14 protein-coding genes are annotated in these 16,576 nt (G+C 54.7%); 8 read left to right on the top strand and 6 right to left on the bottom strand.

Translation table 11 applies throughout. The features are described 5' to 3' along the window. Positions 1–8: 8 nt before the first annotated feature. Together FD737_RS19735 and yjdN are read left to right on the top strand one after the other, a co-directional pair. Positions 9–911 carry a LysR family transcriptional regulator gene (locus FD737_RS19735; protein WP_097118980.1) on the top strand — a complete coding sequence of 301 codons (903 nt, stop codon included), beginning with the start codon at positions 9–11 and terminating at the stop codon, positions 909–911. Positions 912–1,019: 108 nt separating this feature from the next. Continuing rightward, entirely contained in the window at positions 1,020–1,451 is a 432-nt protein-coding gene (gene yjdN / locus FD737_RS19730; RefSeq protein WP_097118981.1) for a VOC family metalloprotein YjdN, read from the top strand. An 83-nt stretch (positions 1,452–1,534) separates the two neighbouring features. On the opposite strand, the gene FD737_RS19725 is transcribed toward yjdN, so the two are convergent. From FD737_RS19725 to FD737_RS19715, 3 genes are all read right to left on the bottom strand, one after another. Further along, complete coding sequence (locus FD737_RS19725) at positions 1,535–2,401, bottom strand: nucleoside-specific channel-forming protein Tsx (protein ID WP_034826809.1); 867 nt, start codon at positions 2,399–2,401, stop codon at positions 1,535–1,537. A 446-nt stretch (positions 2,402–2,847) separates the two neighbouring features. Further along, a complete protein-coding gene (locus tag FD737_RS19720) occupies positions 2,848–4,206 on the bottom strand; it encodes a HAMP domain-containing sensor histidine kinase (protein ID WP_097118982.1) in 1,359 nt (452 codons plus the stop codon). Then, positions 4,203–4,862 (bottom strand): response regulator, encoded by a 660-nt coding sequence (locus tag FD737_RS19715; RefSeq protein ID WP_034826805.1) that lies wholly within the window; start codon positions 4,860–4,862, stop codon positions 4,203–4,205. The genes FD737_RS19720 and FD737_RS19715 overlap by 4 nt, the downstream gene beginning before the upstream one ends. A 290-nt stretch (positions 4,863–5,152) precedes the next feature. Here FD737_RS19715 and FD737_RS19710 point away from each other — a divergent pair, with 290 nt between their 5' ends. From FD737_RS19710 to FD737_RS19700, 3 genes are all read left to right on the top strand, one after another. Continuing rightward, positions 5,153–5,521, top strand: a complete 369-nt coding sequence (locus FD737_RS19710; protein ID WP_034826803.1) for a helix-turn-helix domain-containing protein — start codon at positions 5,153–5,155, stop codon at positions 5,519–5,521. Between the two features lie 179 nt (positions 5,522–5,700). Then, a complete protein-coding gene (locus FD737_RS19705) occupies positions 5,701–6,591 on the top strand; it encodes a LysR family transcriptional regulator (protein WP_160834347.1) in 891 nt (296 codons plus the stop codon). Between the two features lie 110 nt (positions 6,592–6,701). Continuing rightward, a complete protein-coding gene (locus FD737_RS19700; protein WP_160834346.1) occupies positions 6,702–7,913 on the top strand; it encodes an MFS transporter in 1,212 nt (403 codons plus the stop codon). A 129-nt stretch (positions 7,914–8,042) separates the two neighbouring features. On the opposite strand, the gene FD737_RS19695 is transcribed toward FD737_RS19700, so the two are convergent. Further along, the gene (locus tag FD737_RS19695; RefSeq protein ID WP_038649714.1) at positions 8,043–10,433 is read right to left on the bottom strand and encodes a glucose/quinate/shikimate family membrane-bound PQQ-dependent dehydrogenase; all 2,391 of its coding nucleotides are present in this window, start codon (positions 10,431–10,433) and stop codon (positions 8,043–8,045) included. Between the two features lie 283 nt (positions 10,434–10,716). Next, positions 10,717–11,316 (bottom strand): hypothetical protein, encoded by a 600-nt coding sequence (locus FD737_RS19690; RefSeq protein ID WP_160834345.1) that lies wholly within the window; start codon positions 11,314–11,316, stop codon positions 10,717–10,719. Positions 11,317–11,733: 417 nt separating this feature from the next. On the opposite strand from FD737_RS19690, the gene FD737_RS19685 reads away from it, so the two are divergent. Further along, the gene (locus tag FD737_RS19685) at positions 11,734–12,972 is read left to right on the top strand and encodes an MFS transporter (protein ID WP_097118986.1); all 1,239 of its coding nucleotides are present in this window, start codon (positions 11,734–11,736) and stop codon (positions 12,970–12,972) included. Positions 12,973–13,073: 101 nt separating this feature from the next. On the opposite strand, the gene FD737_RS19680 is transcribed toward FD737_RS19685, so the two are convergent. Continuing rightward, complete coding sequence (locus tag FD737_RS19680) at positions 13,074–14,234, bottom strand: Gfo/Idh/MocA family protein (RefSeq protein ID WP_160834344.1); 1,161 nt, start codon at positions 14,232–14,234, stop codon at positions 13,074–13,076. Between the two features lie 267 nt (positions 14,235–14,501). Here FD737_RS19680 and FD737_RS19675 point away from each other — a divergent pair, with 267 nt between their 5' ends. Together FD737_RS19675 and FD737_RS19670 are read left to right on the top strand one after the other, a co-directional pair. Further along, complete coding sequence (locus FD737_RS19675; RefSeq protein WP_176505788.1) at positions 14,502–15,377, top strand: BadF/BadG/BcrA/BcrD ATPase family protein; 876 nt, start codon at positions 14,502–14,504, stop codon at positions 15,375–15,377. A 26-nt stretch (positions 15,378–15,403) separates the two neighbouring features. Then, positions 15,404–16,525, top strand: a complete 1,122-nt coding sequence (locus FD737_RS19670) for an ROK family transcriptional regulator (RefSeq protein WP_058961835.1) — start codon at positions 15,404–15,406, stop codon at positions 16,523–16,525. Positions 16,526–16,576: the final 51 nt, after the last annotated feature.

Genomic DNA, 16,576 nt, shown 5'->3' with positions numbered 1-16,576 from the left:
CAAAAATCATGCCTGCCAACCTCAAACTTCATCAACTGCGCGCCTTTGTCGATGTGGCCCGCCAGGGCAGTATTCGCGCTGCCAGCCGCTTATCGGGACTTTCACAGCCTGCGCTGACCAAAGCGATTCAGGAACTGGAGCTGGCGCTTGGCGCACGTTTGTTCGAACGTCGTCAGCAGGGCGTCACGCTAACGGATATCGGTGATAACTTTTTTCGTCATGCCAGTCTGGTGCTGGAAGAATTGCGCGTGGCGCAGGAGGATATTCAGCAGCGATTGGGATTGGCGGGCGGAAGAGTGAACATCGGCGTGGGCGGCAGTATTGCGCGCACTATCATGCCGCAGGTGATCACCCAGTTTCATCGTGAATACCCGCTGGTGAAGGTGCGTATCGTTGAGGGGCAGCTGGTGTCGATGGTGCATGAACTGCGTCAGGGCGCCCTGGATTTCACCGTTAATACCTACGATCAACATCATCTGGATCAGGAGCTGATTTTTGAGCGGCTAATGGAGCGTGACTATCAGGTGGTGATGCGAAAAGGCCATCCGATGGCGCATGCCCGCTCACTGAATGAGTTGCAGCACTGTGACTGGACGATGCCGACGCCGCAGGGTAGTTACTATCGGTTGCTGCACGATCTGTTTGGTGAACGCGGTATGGCACCGAAGATCGTGGTGACCTGCGAAACCTTTATGGCCTGCACCAGCCTGGTGGCAAAGAGTGATTTTGTCAGCATCATCTCGCGCGATGTCATTGAGGATCCGACGCACGGTGGGCAACTTATTGCCCTCGATCTTGACGATCCGTTACCAAAAGCCACCTTCTATTTGATCCAGCGGAAAGACACCGCGCTGACCCCAATGAGCGCTTATATGGCCCAGCTGTTCCGCCGCTATTGTCAACAAAAGTAAGATTGTGTCCTGGATTGTCAGCAAAGTTAAGAGTGCGGTTTGGCTCGCAGCTTTTTAAAAATTGCGCATTACACTCGCTCCGTACGTTTACGTTAAGGAGAACCGACCATGCAAATTACACCTTATTTGTTTTACAACGGCCGCTGTGAAGAGGCGATCGCCTTTTATCTTGCGGCCACTGACGGCGAACTACTGTTTAAAATGACCTTCGGTGACATGCCGGATGAAACCCCTGTTGAGGATGAGGGCTGCCCCTCTGGCGTGACCTTCTCGCCAGAACAAATCATGCATGCCCAGCTGCGCATCGGTCAGGGTGAATTGATGATGAGCGATGGCGCACAGCAGGCAAATTACGCCGGCTTTTCCGTATGTTTATCGACACTTGATGAAGCGCAAGGAAAACGTTGGTTTGATGCTTTATCCGCAGGCGGAGAGGTGACGAAAGCGTGGGAGCCGACATTCTGGGCGCACGGTTTCGGCATGTTCACCGATAAGTTTGGCGTGCCCTGGATGGTGAGTGCGGACATGCCGCAGAGTTAAACCGGAACAGTTTGTGACCAGGTACGCATAAATGCGTACCTTACAAGGGTTGCCAGTGATGGCGACCCTTGTATTCATACGAATTAGAAGTTGTAACCCACGACCAGATAGTAACCCCAGCCCGTCGATTTCACTTCAAACGGACCGTTGCCGAAGTTCAGCTCCTGCCCATCCGCCCACTGACCGCCATTGTGGAAATAACGTGCCACGGTAGAAACGTGCCAGTGATCGTAGTTCAGCGACAGAATGTGGCTGGACGCGATCGAATTGCTGGTACGTGATGGACCGGTCTCATCGCGCAGATCGGAACCCCAGTCGAAGTTGGTGAAGCCGATGTAGCTCAGCTTGCCGCCCCACAGATCGGTAATCGGCACAAAGTATTTCACTTTGAAGCGATAACCATCCCAGCTGTTTTCGTTCGCTGCACCGTAGTTCTGCCACTGGTATTTGGCATAAACGTTCAATGACAGACCGATATCGCTGTGGGTATCGATGTCGGTACCCAGACCCATGTACCAGGTGTTCTGACGCTGTGAAGCGTTGCGGCCCATGTCATAGATATAGTTGTTCGCGAAATACCACTCTTTAAACGGACCAAACGCCAGGCTGGTGCCGGTCAGTTTATCGATAGAGAAACGTGGCTCAATTTCCATGAACAACGGCGAACCGTGGTCGAAAATGCCGTTCGCGTTGCTGTTACCCACGCCGAAGAAGTTGGTTAAATCCGCATAGCCGTAAAAATCGAACCAGTCTTTTTTAGCAAAGGCTTCGTATTCGAGATACACGTCATTGTTGAACTGTGGTCCGAAACGGGTGTGTGTACTGCCCACCACGTTAACGCTCTGATGCCACCAGTCTGAAAGATACTGCGGATCGCTGTCTGCCGCTTGTGCCGCGCCGGTCCAGCTGCTGGCCAGTAAGGCCCCTGCTATCAATGCTTTAAATTTCATTATTTTATTAACCACATGCTAGTGATCGCCGCAGATGCGTCGCGATCGAGTGAAAGCGATCCCAGGGGATGGGCCGTGAGTTGTTTTTTAACCGGTCTAATTCGCCGAATTTTCAAGTGTGCGTAATGTGCCTGTAACAGAGCGATAGGAAATAGATTTTGATCACGTTTGTCAAAATGTGTTGCATTTTGATTCACTGTAAATGTGATTGTGATCACATAAATGCTGTGTGGCGAACGGAACCCCGCAACCGTTTACGTTGTCGCGTACAACCGTAAAAATGTCAGATGCAGAAAAAGAACGTAGCGGCACGATTCATCGTGTGCCTTTGGAATTTGGCGGCGGAAAATACGTGGTTCATCGTGTAGGGCGATTTAGATGAGGAAAAGACGCAATACGTTGTGCCGCTACCGCGCTGGATATTCAAGGCGGTAGCGACACGTCGATTATGGCAAGGTCACACGCACCTGCAGGCCGGAAATTTGCCCCTGGGCGTTATGGCAGTTCGACAGCGCGACCTGCATCTGATGCTTCTGCGCTACGCTGCGCACAATCGACAGACCCAAACCGCTGCCTTGCGCCTGTACATCTGGCGAACGGGTGAAGCGATCAAAGGCGCGTTCGATAAAGGACTCCGGCATGCCCGGCCCGTTATCGACGATATCCACCACGGTGTGATTGCCCACCCGATGCAGCAGCACATCCACCAGGCTGCCTTCCGGCGTGTGCAGCATCGCGTTGCCGATGAGGTTATCAAACAGGCTACGCAAATCGGAACGGCTGGCGTGCAGGCGATAGTGCGTGGTGCCATTAAAACCGATATCAATGCCGCGTTTATCGGCGACCACCATCAACTGCTCGATGCTCTCTTTCAGCAAATCATCGAGCTGGATGGTTTCCACCGTGGCCACCACTGACTGATCTTCCTGGCGCGAGATATTCAGCAACTGCGTCACCAGATGGCGCGTCCGCGTGACGCCGGCTTCCAGCTGATCAAACTGGCGACTGGCTTCACCAGGCTGAATATGCTGGCGCAGATTTTCCAGCTGCAAGGTGACGGCGGTAACCGGCGTGCGCAGTTCATGTGCCGCATCTTCAAGGAACTGTCGTTGCGATGACCAGGCTGCCCGTAGCTTATCGAGCAGAGAGTTATAAGCAGCGACCAGCGGCAGCACTTCATCCGGTAAGCCATCCGGCGATACCGAGTGCGGATGCAATGTTTCTTGTGCGGCAATCTGTCGCGAGGCAACGCGCAAATCTCGCGTGATGGCACGTACTACCAGCCAGATCACCAGCAGTGACAGCGGCATCATCAGCATTAAAGGAATGATGGCGGACAGCACCCGCTTCACCATCAAACTTTTCATGTAGCCGATGTTGTGTAAAACCTGAATATTACCGATTTCACTGCCCAGTTCGCCGGGACGGGTATACACGCGCCAGTCACAGTCATCGCCACAGTCGCCAACTTTTAAATCGGACCAGCCTTTTTTTGCCTGCAGCGGCGCCTGTAAAGCAGGCCATGAGCTGGCGCGCAGATGATTGTTGGTGTCCCACAGCTGAACGATGTAGGTGCTCTTCAGCTTTTCTTGCTGCATCACCATTGGCATCAGCGCAGGCATGCGCTGGCTGGAGGACCAGGCATCAGCAATCTTGGCGAGCTGATCGTCCTTCATGGTGCCCATCATGTCGCCATAACAATGGTAGAAATACCAGGTGACGCCGCCGATCATCGCCAGGTGCAGCAGCACCAGCGTGGCGAGCAGTTTGTTACGCAGGGAGCGCATAAAAGTGAAAGGTTTCATATTGCCGGTACTCGCCAGCCCAAACCGCGCACGTTGCGAATCACTTCGTTATCGAGCTTGCGGCGCATGCCGTGGATTAGCACATCAACGGCGTTGCTGGTGACTTCTTCACCCCAGCCGTAAATGCGGTTCTCTAATTGTTCGCGTGACAGGATGGCACCAGGGCGCTCCAGCAGAGCGTAGAGCAGGGCATATTCGCGTGCAGTCAGCTGTTCGCGTTGGCCTTTGTACAGCACTTCGCGCGTCATCATATCCAGCTGCACATCGCCACTGCCTAACAGGGAATCCGCCGCTCCGTGACGACGTCGGGTGATTGCACGCATGCGCGCCAGTACCTCTTGCAGATCAAAGGGTTTAAGCAAATAGTCATCGGCGCCGCTGTCGAGTCCCTGAATGCGTTGTTGCACTGTGTCACGCGCAGTCAGCACCAGCACGGGCGTCATATCGCCACGCGTACGCGCACGCTTCAATACGTGAATACCGTCTTCCCGCGGTAAACCGAGATCGAGCAGCACGCAGGTATAACCGCCTTCGGCCCAGGCGTTGGTGGCAAATACGCCATCGCGCACCCAGTCCACCGACCAGCCCGCCGCTTCCAGCGCCTGCTGCAAGTTGGCGCCAATCATTTCATCATCTTCTACCAGCAGCACACGCATAGAGTTCTCCCAAACTGATGGACGCAGTGTAGCGCCAGATAATTAGGCCAGAATTACCCTCCGTCATACTTCCCGCTGCAGAGGCGTGAGCTGCGAGCGTTCACCCCCTCACTGACTTATGCAAGCCTCTGAGGATTCACGCTCTTGCTGCCTTTCTGCCGCTGAACTTATTTAGGCGGAGCATCCACTTTCCCCCTTGCTAATTCTGCGCTAATTTTCTGCTAATTAAGGGATAAATTTAGCGCGCTACAGTGACTGCATTGGACATATTGTCGAAGCAGGAGGTTCCCATGAATCAGCGCGAATTTATCCGTAGTTTGCTGGACTGGATTGAAGACAACTTAGGGCACGATTTGCATCTGGATGAAGTAGCACGCCGCTCGGGATACTCCCGCTGGCATCTGCAACGTCTGTTCCGTCAGCACACCGGTTTTTCTCTGGCAGAGTACATCCGTCAGCGCCGGTTGACTGAGTCCGCGCTCACGCTGATCAACAGCGATGAAGCGATTCTGCAGGTGGCGATGAGCTACGGGTTTGATACCCAGCAGGCATATACACGTACATTCAAAAACTATTTCAGCGTCACGCCGGGCCAGTTACGCCGCCAGCGCCGCGTTGAACAGGAACGCTTGTTGTTCCCCTTAGCGGTGGCCAGTTGATCGATGACGCTAAAATTAGCTCGCACTGGAGACGTAGCGGCGCAATTTATTGCGCAGTGAATCGCGAAGGCGTTACACGATAAATTACGCCGCTCCGCAATGTGCGCTGATTAAATTCGGTGCTTATTGCTGCTTTTACTTTTAAGCTGCTGTTCTCAGTTTGTTACTCATCAGAGAACATGGACAACAGCGACAATCTCACCGCCATGATGCTGTTTGCGCGCGTCGTTGAGCGGCAAAGCTTTAGCGAAGCCGCGCGAACCTTAGGTGTCTCTAAATCGCATGTCAGTCGCGAAATCGCGCGGCTGGAAGTGCGACTCGGCATCAAACTGCTGCAGCGCACCACGCGGAAAGTGACGTTGACCGAGCTGGGTCAGGCTTACTATCCGTTTTGTACCCGCATGCTGGAAGAGATGCACCGCGCCGATGCGTTTGTACAGCAGGTTCATCAACTGCCCGCGGGTAATGTGCGCTTACAGGCGCCAATCACCTATGGCTGCCAGTGCGTCGTCCCCACTCTGAATGACTTTATCCGCCGTCATATTCATATCAATGTCGATCTCGACCTCACCACCAGTGACGATCCACAGCCCAGCGCGGATGTGGCAATAGTGATTCGTGCGCGTGCGCCGGAAGTCGCTAATTATCGCGAACTGAGCACCATCGAGTGGGGACTCTATGCCACGCCGGATTATCTGGCAGCGCATCCCGCTATCGACCATCCAGAGCGCCTGACACGTCACGATTTGTTGCTGTTCCACGGACCCGCGCATACTGCCGCACTACCGTTTCGCCGCGATAAACAGCGACTGGCGCTGGATGTGCACAGCCGTTTCCGCGCCAACAACAGCATGGCGCTGCTGAATGCGGCGCTGGCCGGCACCGGCATCGCTTATTTACCAGCGTATATGACGCAAGAGGCGCTGGGGCGCGGCGAGATCCAACAGGTATTGCCCGAGTGGCAAATGGACCGTTTACACAGTTATCTGCTGCTCAAAGAGCTGCCGCAACCCTCATCCCCCGTGACGTTGCTGTGTGATGCGTTAATCAATGCCTTGAGCGGCAGTTAATTGTTGTTGCCTGACAACAATATTACGCTGGTTGGCAAATATCTCTCTCTCCCTGTTTTATGTCGTGCTCCGCTGTTAGCCTGCTAAAAAAGCAAAAACAGGGAATGACTATGTCGCAATCATCAACAGTGTTAGCGCCTGAGCAGCAACACTGGAAACGTAATTTGTTTGTCTGCGTGCTGGGTTCGTTCAGCACCATTGTGGCGATGACGTTGCTGCTGCCGTTTCTGCCGCTGTATGTGCAGCAGCTTGGCGTGCAGGAACCTGCCGCGATTGCACGCTGGTCGGGGGCTGCGTATGGTGCCACTTTCCTCAGCGCCGCGTTAACCGCGCCGTTGTGGGGAAAACTGGCGGATCGCTATGGCCGCAAACTGATGTTGATTCGTGCCAGCCTCGGAATGGCGATTGCCATGTCGCTGATTGGTATGGCGACGGCGCCGTGGCAACTGGTTGCCTTGCGTTTGCTGGCGGGATTATTGGGGGGCTACGCATCGGGTTCAACCATCATGGTCGCGGCGCAAACGCCAAAAGAGCACACGGGTTGGGCGCTGGGTGTGTTGTCTTCCGGCATTATGGCGGGTAACGTGGTGGGGCCACTGCTGGGCGGGGTGTTGCCACCGCTGATTGGCATTCGCCATACCTTCTGGCTGACCGGCGCTGTGATTTTCCTCGCCTTCCTTGCCACCACCTTTTTGTTAAAAGAAGCACCGCGTCAGCCGGGTAAAAAAACGGTGCAAACTCTTGATGAGAGTGAGAAGCCGGTTAATCTGCCACTGGTGCGACTGATGTGGTTATCAGGCATGCTGCTGATTTTTGCCAATATGTCGATTGAACCGATCATCACGCTGTATATCGGTCAGTTCGTGCAGGGCGATCATGCGATTACGGTGACGGCGGGCGTGGTGATGGCGGCGGCTGCGCTGGGCAGTATTCTCTCTGCGCCGCGTTTGGGGCGCCTGGCGGATCGGGTAGGGCATGGCCGCGTGCTGGTTTACGGCCTGGTCGTTTGTGCCCTGTTGTTGATCCCGCAGGCGTTTATCACCCAAGCCTGGCAACTGGTGCTGCTGCGTTTCCTGATGGGCATGGCGCTGGGCGGTTTGATGCCGTGTGTAACGGCGCTGATTCGCCACAATGTGCCGCAAGGGCAGGTGGGGAAAATGTTGGGGTATTCGACCTCGGCCCAGTATGTCGGTCAGGTCTCAGGTCCGTTATTTGGCGGATTTGTTGGCGGTGCTTTCGGCATGCGGCCAGTGTTTCTGGCGACTTGTGTGATCATGGCGCTGTGCGCGCTGTTAAATGCGCGGGTGTTAAAGAAGCCGTAACGGCGACAGGTATGGCGCTTCGAACAACCTTTAGCTTCTTCATAATGACGCGATACGCCAGAGCGCAGGCAGTGAGACAATAAAAAAGGCGGGCTTCGCAGCCCGCCTTTGTCACATCAAATCAGAAACTTATTTAGCATCTGGCAGTGCGTAGGCAATGACGTAATCGCCCAGCTTAGTACCAAACGAACCGTGACCACCCGCAGCAATGACAACGTACTGCTTGCCATCCACTTCGTAGGTCATCGGTGTTGCCTGGCCACCGGCTGGCAGACGTGCCTGCCACAGCATTTCCCCGGTGTTGGTGTCGAACGCGCGCAGATAGTTATCGGCAGTCGCACCAATGAAGAACACGTTACCGGCCGTGGTAATTGGGCCGCCCAGCATTGGCATACCCATTTTGAACGGAACCGGAACCGGCGCGCTGTCGCGAACGGTACCGATACGTTTTTTCCACACGGTTTCGTTGGTTTTCAGGTCAACCGCTGAGACATAGCCCCAGGCCGGTTGTTTACATGGCAGACCCAACGGAGACAGGAACGGATTCAGCTCCACGCCGTACGGTACACCGTACTGTGGCTGAATACCGGTTTCAGTACCTGAACCGCCTTTGTCATCGGCTGGTGGCTCGATCGGGTTGCCCGGACCGCGTGGCACCAGTTTAGAGACAAACGGCAGCGCCATTGGGTTAGCAATCGCGATCTGACGATGTGGATCCACCGCGATGCCGCCCCACTCGAACATACCGAGGTTACCTGGGAACACCAGCGTACCTTGCTCAGACGGCGGCGTGAACGGACCTTCGTAGCGCAGACGCTTGAAGATCACGCGGCACACCAGTTGGTCGAACATGGTCGCGCCCCACATGTCCTTGTCCGTCAGATTGTTCTTCGGACGGAAGGTCAGTTCGGAGTACGGCTGAGTAGGAGAAACGTGGTCACCTTTCGCAGCGCCCTGTGGCACTGGAGTTTCCGGTGCGGGGACAACTGGCTTACCGGTACGACGATCCAGGACAAAGATGTTACCGGTTTTGGCCGGGGCATAAATCACCGGAACGGTGTTGCCATCTTTGTCAGTGATATCGGCCAGCGTCGGTTGTGACGGCAGGTCCATATCCCACAGATCGTGATGTACGGTCTGATACGACCACACCAGCTTGCCGGTGGTGGCATTCAGTGCCAGTACGCTGCTCGCGAAACGTTCCTGGTCAGGCGTACGGTTACCACCCCAGATGTCTGGTGTCGTCACGCCCATTGGCAGGAATACGGTATCCAGTTTTGGATCGTATACTGCCGGTGCCCAGGAGTTCGGCGAGTTCATGGTGAAGGTATGTTCATCATCTGGAATCGCGTTGGGATCTTTCGCGCCCGGATCAAACACCCACAGCAGTTTACCGGTGTTCACATCAAAGCCACGAATAGCGCCTGACGGTTCACGGGTAGAGTAGTTATCAGTGACCGCACCGGCAATCACGATAGTGGTATCCGTGATGATCGGTGGTGAAGTCGGCTCATACTGGCCTGGGGTCAGTACCGGCTGTTTGTGCTGCAGATCCAGCTCACCGTTGTTACCAAACGCGGCACAACGTTCACCGGTTTCGGCATCCAGCGCGAACAGACGACCGTCGTTCACTGGCAGATAAATGCGACGTGAACACAGCGCAGGCTGGGTGTTAGACGCATCCGCTGCTGCTGGCATTTCATGGTAAGAGACACCACGACAGGTCACATGCTGGAAGGTTGGATTCGGTTTTAAGCCCGGATCAAATTTCCACTTCTGCTTACCGGTTTTTGCATCCAGCGCAAACAGAATCTGGTGCGGTGAGCAGAGATACAAGGTGTCGCGGATTTTAATCGGCGTCACTTCGTCGGTGATTTCACCTGGGTCGTTCGGGGTTTTCAGATCGCCCGTCTGGAACTGCCAGGCTACCTGCAACTCTTTCACATTACCGGTGTTGATTTGCTTCAGTGGAGAGAAGCGCGTGCCTTGCTGGTCACGCGCGTACGCAGGCCAGTCAGCATCCTTGATGTTGCTTAGCGGCTGCGCTTGCGGGGCATTATCTGCCGCCGCTGGGATTTCACCGTTCAGCTCCTGCGGATCGTGGAACACTGCCCACGCCAGCACCAGCACGCTGGCAATCAGCGCAACGGCCATCAGACCCAGCGCGCCTTTACCTGCATGATTCAGACCGCGATACACAAACGGCAGAATCAGCCAGATGCCGAAGATCACCAGCACATCGGTACGTGGTGCCAGCGCCCAGAAGTCGAAACCAACTTCCCAAACGCCCCACACCAGCGTTGCCAACAGCAACAGTGCATACAGCATGATCGCTGCACCGCTACGGCGCCACAGCAGGATAGCGGTGATCAACATAATCACACCGCCAATAACGTAGTACCAGGAACCACCAATTGCGGCTAGCCATACACCGCCTACCAGCATAAATGCGCCTGTGAGCAGTGCGAACAGCACCGTCAAAAAGCGAATCACGCCAAAAGATGAGGAAGCTTTCCCCATAATATTAACCTCTTTCTTTGCCATAAACTTAAAAGGAAACAACGCATTAGGTTGTTTCCCGACATAGAGTACGAAGTGACTTAAAATGTTCGATCGCAGCGCTTCCGTTACGCCAGATGATCCCTTTGCGTTAAATTTTATCTTAAAAACGTTAACGGGTTTGATTTTTTTAGTGCTTTGCGCTTGTGGAATGGTAGTAGTGCGACATTTTATGAGGAGATTCTAACGTTATGCCCGAAGAGATCGGGACATAACGGCAAGAGGCGGCATTTCGTGTAAGCGTTTACACTTCAAACAGGGTGTTGCTGGTGCGTTGTTCCTGACAGCCAGAAAGTTGCAGGTCTTCATAGACAGACAACGGCAGAGTTAATTGCGGAGTGCGTAATATCACCTCTGCTTCTCTTTCCCGGCAGGATCCGAGCAAAAAGGGAAAGCTGAACTTGAGATAATTATCATTGAAGAAATCATCGTTCAGGACAATTCCACTGAAGGGAAAAGAGGCAATATTCTTCCAGCACGTTCCTGGCGGAGCCAAATCATAAAGCCAGAATGCGTGATGCTGTACGGCTTCTCGCAATGCCGCTTCCTGCTTAACTAAACTGGCATAATTGATAGCAAGGGAGACATTTTCCATTTGCAGGCTGGGATAATTTTCTGGCGCCTTTAAAAAGCACGCAAGACTATTTCCCACTAAAGGGATAATTATTCGTTCGGGCGCATCGGGCAACTGATTGTGCAGTGAAATTATGTTGCTTCCGTTAAGTAATACTGTGCTTTCCTGTTCACAATGCATAAAGGGTGCTGAATAACACACGCCCATCAGTGCCCCGTCGAGGCGACGGATACGCTCAGTAACATAAGGATTGTATGAACTGTTTTCCATTTATCTCTATGAATAAATTAATTAACTGGAACGTCTTAATTATTATAAGGACGGCAAGGTTGCTGTGATCTTTACGCTTCCAATATAGATCGAAATGTTTGTTAAGGTCACCTTTTTTAGCTGTCTCTGATAGAGAGATATGGCGGCTAAAAGATGTATTTAATATTGAGTTATTGGAATTTCTGGAATGATTCAGATATTTTCAGGTGAAAACAATCAGCCTGCTAATATTCAGAACTCTATGCTTAGTTAAATTTTAGATAAGCAACTGTTTTTAAAGCGCACGGCTAGCCATTGCTTGCCAGCGTCAGATGTCGCACTCTGTGGCCGCAAAATGATAATGAGAGTCGGTAAACGGCTTTTCACCAGGCTGGTGCAATGATGCTGGCCGGAAGATGATTTAGGATGGGATAAAATATGGCTTCACCGTTATCCGCAGCAGAAGACTCTCTGTTGCGGCACAGGTCGTTTGTCGCCTTCTGGCTGGCGCGCACCTGTTCATCGTTTGGTTTCCAGATGTTCTCCGTGGCGGTTAGCTGGCAAATCTACGCCCTTACGCACAGCGCGATGGCGTTGGGGATGATTGGCCTGATGCAGTTCCTGCCTTCGGTATTACTGGCTCTGCCGGCCGGCCATCTTGCCGACCAGTTTGATCGCCGCCGCATTGTGCTGGTCGGGCAATTGATTGAATGGCTAGCTCTGCTTGGCCTGGTGGCACTGACGCTGATGCACTGGGCGGATAAAATTGAAATTTGGGGACTGGTGTTTCTGATCTCCGTGGCCAAAGCGCTGGAGTGGCCGTCGATCACGTCGATGCTCCCTGCGCTGGTGCCTCCACCGATTCTCGCGCGTGCCATGGCGGCGAGTTCAGTGGGCGGCCAGGCTGCAGTGATCGTCGGCCCAACCTTAGGTGGCCTGCTGTATGTGGCCGGTCCCGAGGTGGTTTACGGCGTCTCCGCCCTGTTTTATCTCTTCTCTCTGGTGTTGGTCAGCCGCCTTCGTTATGAACGTCCACCCCAAACGCGGATGCCGATGAATCTCACCACCATGTTTGCGGGCGTGCGTTTTATTCGTGAGCGCAAAGATGTGTTGGGTGTGATCTCTCTCGATCTGTTCGCCGTGTTACTGGGAGGTGCCACCGCGCTGTTGCCGATCTTCGCGCAGGATATTCTGCATACCGGCCCCTGGGGATTGGGCATGCTGCGCGGTGCACCTTCTGTAGGGGCGCTCATTGTTGGCGTGTGGCTGAGCCGTCACAAGCTGGAAAAACACGTCGGCATGATTATGTTTGGTTCGGTGGCGGGCTTTGGGGTCGCCACGCTGGTGTTCGCGCTCTCCACGCAATTATGGCTCTCTCTGCTGGCGCTGGCCGCGCTGGGTGGGTTCGACATGGTGAGCATGGTGATTCGCGGCGCGCTGGTGCAGCTGGATACGCCGGATGACATGCGCGGTCGCGTGAATGCGGTCAACGCCATCTTTATTAACACCTCAAATCAGCTGGGCGAGTTTGAGTCAGGCTTGCTGGCGGCGTGGATGGGGGCGGTGCCTGCCGCAGCACTTGGCGGGATCGGCACGCTGGTGGTGGTGGCGGTGTGGATGACGATTTTCCCGCATCTGCGCAAACGGCAGAAGCTGGAGAATGAAAACGCAGGTTAAGTGCCAACAAAAACCGGCTCGCGGGCCGGTTAATGATGTCACCACTCTGCACTGCCATGAAAAGCCCCGCGCAAAGGGGGATCTGCGCGGGGAGGTTGACCTTATACGGTCGCGGTTTTCCCCAGGCTGGCGTCAAATTGTTTCCAGCTGTCTGTCATATCCACCACGGTTTTCGATTTTCGTGCTTCATCGATTTTGATCGCGGTCAGACCCGCTTCCAGTGCATCCACCACGGATACTTTCAGTGGCGTTCCCTGTTTAATGTGTTTGACGATCTCTTCAGCCATCAACGCATCGGCACCATAGTGACCGTCATAAGCATTGCCGCTGTAGGTGGTATCGACTTCACGCTCGCCGGTACGGGCGTTGTGTACGCGGAAGTAGTTACGCACAAAGTCGCCCTCGGCCATGCCGTCGGTGCCCATCACGCAGAAACGACGAAATTCATCCGGCACGTTGAGGTTGGCGTGGAAGGCGAGAGTTGCGCCATTGGCGTATTCGATCAGCGCCGTCTGGTAATCGACGATATCGGCGTCGCCGTCAAACACCGCATCCGTGCTCGACCAGCCGCTGGGCTTCACGTGATACACCTCTGATTGCGGCGTGACAGCCCCGGTGGGTGCATGCTGCGGGGTGAAGTTCTTACGTCCACCAAAGCTGGCAACGCGCACCGGGCGTTCACCGACCAATCCCTGATAGAGATCGATGTCGTGGCAGCATTTTTCCAGAATATAAGGACCGGCGTATTTTTCCAGACGTCGCCAGTCGCGCTGGAAGAAGGCGCCGTGATAAGGCTTGATGTGTTCAGTGGCTTCGATTGAGGTGATTTCACCGAGACGATTTTCATCGCGTGCGTTCAATAGATCGTGATACAGCGGTGAGTAACGCAGCACCAGGCCGACCAGAATGCGCTCATGGCCATATTGTTGTACCAGTTGCGCCATCGCCATCGTCTGCTCTTCATTGATCACCACCGGTTTCTCGGTAAACACGGTGTAACCGGCGGCCAGCCCCTGACGGATATGCTCGAGGTGCATAAAGTTGGGTGACCCCACCAGCAACAGATCGAAACCACCGTGCTGGAGCAGCGCATCCACGCTGTCGAACGCCTTCCCGGCATCAATACCGAAGGTGTGAAGATTTGGCAAGCCAGCGGGAGCCGGATCGACGTAACCCACCACGGAGAACTCTGCGTCAGCTTTGTTGAACTCTTTCACCACATGGGAAAGACGAAAGCCCAGACCAATAATGCCCACTTTCATGTTGTACCCCTGAAGCCCGTTGCTTGTTAGCTGCCCGACCCATCAGGCTGCTGATAATCTGACCATTAACTTATTACGGCAGAAAAACTAATGTCAATCCGTAACGCCGATCTCAAATTGGTACTTTTTGTTATCTTTATGTTTTAAATGAATATTAATTAACTATACGGAATGCGTATTTATTTGTGATTGCGATTTAAGTTTTTTTCCCCTATCTTTCGCACATCTATAAGCATCATGCCGTTCGTGGCAGGCAGGAGGAAGCGCGTGCAATCACTTTTGCTGGGTATTGATGGCGGTGGTACACACTGTCGCGGGCGCCTGACGGACCACGCTGGCCACGTGCTGGCGGAAGCAACGGGCGGGCCCGCCAATGTCTGGTCGCAGTATGATGCCGCCATCAACGCCATTGAATCGGTCATCGACACGCTCTTTCAACAAGCGGGGCTGGCTGCTGATGCGCGTGACCGCACCCTGCTGGTGGCGGGTTTGGCGGGGGCCAATGTGGCATCGGTGCATTCACGGCTGCAAAGCTGGCAGCCTCGTTGTCAGGCGCGTTATCTGTTTACCGATGTCGAGATCGCCTGCGCGGGTGCGCACGATGGTGCACCAGGCGCGGTGCTGATTGTCGGGACGGGCAGCCAGGGCGCAGCCTGGGACGGCGCGCAGTTTACCCTGCTGGGTGGCTGGGGTTTTGCCCTGTCGGATGCCGGTTCAGGCGCCATCCTTGGACGCCGTGCACGGCGCTTAGCGTTGCTGGCGCACGAAGCTATCGTGCCTGCTTCAGCGCTGACTGAACGTATTATGGCGTTGCATCAACACAGCCCGGAACAGATGTTACTCTGGTCACAGCAGGCAACACCCGCCGAGTGGGGCAGCGTGGTACCCGAAGTCTTTGCCGCTGCACAGCAGGGCGATCCCCATGGCATTGCGCTGGTGCAGCAGGCCGCTGCCGATATCGTGCAGATGGTGCAACCCTTGCTGGCACGCAGTCACGGCAAACTGGCCCTGATGGGGGGGCTTGCGGTGCCGATTCAGCCCTGGTTACCGGCCGAGATTGCTGCACAGCTTGTGCCGCCGCAGGGCGATGCCTTAAGCGGCGCACTGCGCCTTGCCAGCCAGTTCAGCCAGCAACCGGCTTAGCCTCTTCTAACTTAAAAAAGAGATCCATGAGCGCTCCCAACGTAACTGCACGCATTTTGCGGCTGATTGTCGAAAATGCGCCAATCAGCCAGTCTGACCTCAAAGTCCGTAGCGGCCTGAGTATGTCCACGGTTTCGCAGGCCACCAACCGCTTGCTCTCCGGCGGTATTGTGCAGGAGCTGGGGTTGCGTCGTGTATCAATGGGACGACCGAAAACCCTGCTCGGCCTCAACCCGGATCACGCCAGTGTGGTGGGCATTCAGCTTAACGCCGAACGTAATTTGATCGTCTTAACCGATCTCAGCGGCAACATTATTGGCGAACAGCAGATCCCTTCAGGCGCGATGACCCCCAAGCAACTGGGTGATGCGCTGGCGAAGTTTTTGCGTGGTGTGGAAGGAAAGAAAGTCGGTGCCATTGGGCTTGCACTCTCGGGGCTGGTGGATGCCAGCAACGGCGTTTGCGTCTTGTCACGCGCGCTGGGCTGGAACAACGTGCCGATTGCACGCCTGCTGGAAGAACGTTTTTCACTGCCGGTCTTTATCGAAAATGATGCCAATGCCTTAGCCATGGCCGCGCTGGTATTTGGTCAATTGGGCCATGCGCAGTCAGCAGTGATCGCCACCTTTGGCAAAGGGATTGGGGCCGGAATCTTGCTGGATCGCCAGCTCTATCGCGGCCGCCATGGCAAAGCCGGTGAGATTGGTGTGTCATTGCTCGGTGATGGCTCCGAACGTTTGCTGGAAGATGTCGCCTCGTCACAGGCGATTTTGCAGCGTGTGGCAGTTTCACTGAAAGAGGCGCTGCCGCAGACGTTACGCGATCTGGATAGCCAGCCCACACCTGAAGTGCTTAGCGCGCTGGCGGAGGCCGGGCAGCATCTGGGCATGTCGCTGGCGAATCTGTCGGTGGCTTACGATCCTGACGTGGTGTATCTGGCGATGGAGCCGCAGATGGCCTCGCGCATCCTGCTCGACCACATCACCCAGAGCTTCCAGACCTATCGCCTGAAGATCACGCCGCAGATGACGCCGCTGCAGTTCCTCACTGAGTCGAATCGGATGTGGGCACAGGGTGCGGCCGGTTTTGCGGTGAATAAGCTGTTGGATTTACTGGCGGCGCAGGCCGATGAAGAGACGGTGTCTTAAAGCAGCAATAGCTGTAGTGGCGCGATCTGCATCGACGTTGTTCACTCGTTA

Origin of the sequence: Pantoea sp. Seng (genome assembly GCF_009829935.1) — a bacterium.
GTDB classification, from domain to species: Bacteria; Pseudomonadota; Gammaproteobacteria; order Enterobacterales; family Enterobacteriaceae; genus Pantoea; species Pantoea communis.
This window is presented reverse-complemented; position numbering and strand designations above follow the sequence as displayed.

What these genes read in the sequence shown, in the direction of transcription:
- FD737_RS19670 (WP_058961835.1), top strand. Translation starts at nt 15,404, where the DNA reads ATGAGCGCTCCCAACGTAACTGCACGCATTTTGCGGCTGATTGTCGAA.
- FD737_RS19725 (WP_034826809.1), bottom strand. Translation starts at nt 2,401, where the DNA reads ATGAAATTTAAAGCATTGATAGCAGGGGCCTTACTGGCCAGCAGCTGG.
- FD737_RS19720 (WP_097118982.1), bottom strand. Translation starts at nt 4,206, where the DNA reads ATGAAACCTTTCACTTTTATGCGCTCCCTGCGTAACAAACTGCTCGCC.
- FD737_RS19715 (WP_034826805.1), bottom strand. Translation starts at nt 4,862, where the DNA reads ATGCGTGTGCTGCTGGTAGAAGATGATGAAATGATTGGCGCCAACTTG.
- FD737_RS19700 (WP_160834346.1), top strand. Translation starts at nt 6,702, where the DNA reads ATGTCGCAATCATCAACAGTGTTAGCGCCTGAGCAGCAACACTGGAAA.
- yjdN (WP_097118981.1), top strand. Translation starts at nt 1,020, where the DNA reads ATGCAAATTACACCTTATTTGTTTTACAACGGCCGCTGTGAAGAGGCG.
- FD737_RS19710 (WP_034826803.1), top strand. Translation starts at nt 5,153, where the DNA reads ATGAATCAGCGCGAATTTATCCGTAGTTTGCTGGACTGGATTGAAGAC.
- FD737_RS19680 (WP_160834344.1), bottom strand. Translation starts at nt 14,234, where the DNA reads ATGAAAGTGGGCATTATTGGTCTGGGCTTTCGTCTTTCCCATGTGGTG.
- FD737_RS19705 (WP_160834347.1), top strand. Translation starts at nt 5,701, where the DNA reads ATGGACAACAGCGACAATCTCACCGCCATGATGCTGTTTGCGCGCGTC.
- FD737_RS19695 (WP_038649714.1), bottom strand. Translation starts at nt 10,433, where the DNA reads ATGGGGAAAGCTTCCTCATCTTTTGGCGTGATTCGCTTTTTGACGGTG.
- FD737_RS19685 (WP_097118986.1), top strand. Translation starts at nt 11,734, where the DNA reads ATGGCTTCACCGTTATCCGCAGCAGAAGACTCTCTGTTGCGGCACAGG.
- FD737_RS19735 (WP_097118980.1), top strand. Translation starts at nt 9, where the DNA reads ATGCCTGCCAACCTCAAACTTCATCAACTGCGCGCCTTTGTCGATGTG.
- FD737_RS19690 (WP_160834345.1), bottom strand. Translation starts at nt 11,316, where the DNA reads ATGGAAAACAGTTCATACAATCCTTATGTTACTGAGCGTATCCGTCGC.